Source organism: Citrobacter sp. wls714 (assembly GCF_005281025.1).
Taxonomy (GTDB): Bacteria; Pseudomonadota; Gammaproteobacteria; order Enterobacterales; family Enterobacteriaceae; genus Citrobacter; species Citrobacter werkmanii.
Genome location: NZ_SZWZ01000082.1, coordinates 1 through 401 on the forward strand (window position 1 = coordinate 1; position 401 = coordinate 401).

Sequence of the window (401 nt, forward strand, 5' to 3'; positions counted from 1 at the left end):
TTCGCCGCCCGCTGAGTTGTTGCAGGTAAAGTTTTCATGTTTACTCTCGTGAAGGTAATTAACTCTGAGTGGGGTAAATGGCGATGTATACGTAGCCGCAACTGCCAAGAGTATCAGCTTCGCAGGTGAAACCGTTGTGGTACAGGGTGACGCAGTGGGCGTGTTGGGGACTGAGTTCACCGGTGGTTAGCATCGACTCCATCTGGCGGATAAAGTGCGGGCATGTTTCATCCAGCTTCCGGCATTCGGTGTCACTGAACCTGCCGGTGATGCTGGCCCTGTCAGCCAGATAGTGCAGTCGGTTACCCTCCTGCACCAGACGGGCTCCCAGGCGCGGCGTGATAGCCCGCTGCAGGCCCCAGTTGATGTGGGTCATGGCGGCTCTCCTTTTATTGTCAGTT

The 401-nt window shown here is 55.9% G+C and carries 1 protein-coding gene; it reads right to left on the bottom strand.

All coding sequences use genetic code 11. From position 1 onward, the window contains the following. Positions 1-58: 58 nt before the first annotated feature. On the bottom strand, positions 59-376 hold the full coding sequence (locus FDX11_RS17330; protein WP_006812013.1) for a type IV toxin-antitoxin system YeeU family antitoxin: 318 nt from the start codon (positions 374-376) through the stop codon (positions 59-61). Between the last annotated feature and the right edge of the window lie 25 nt (positions 377-401).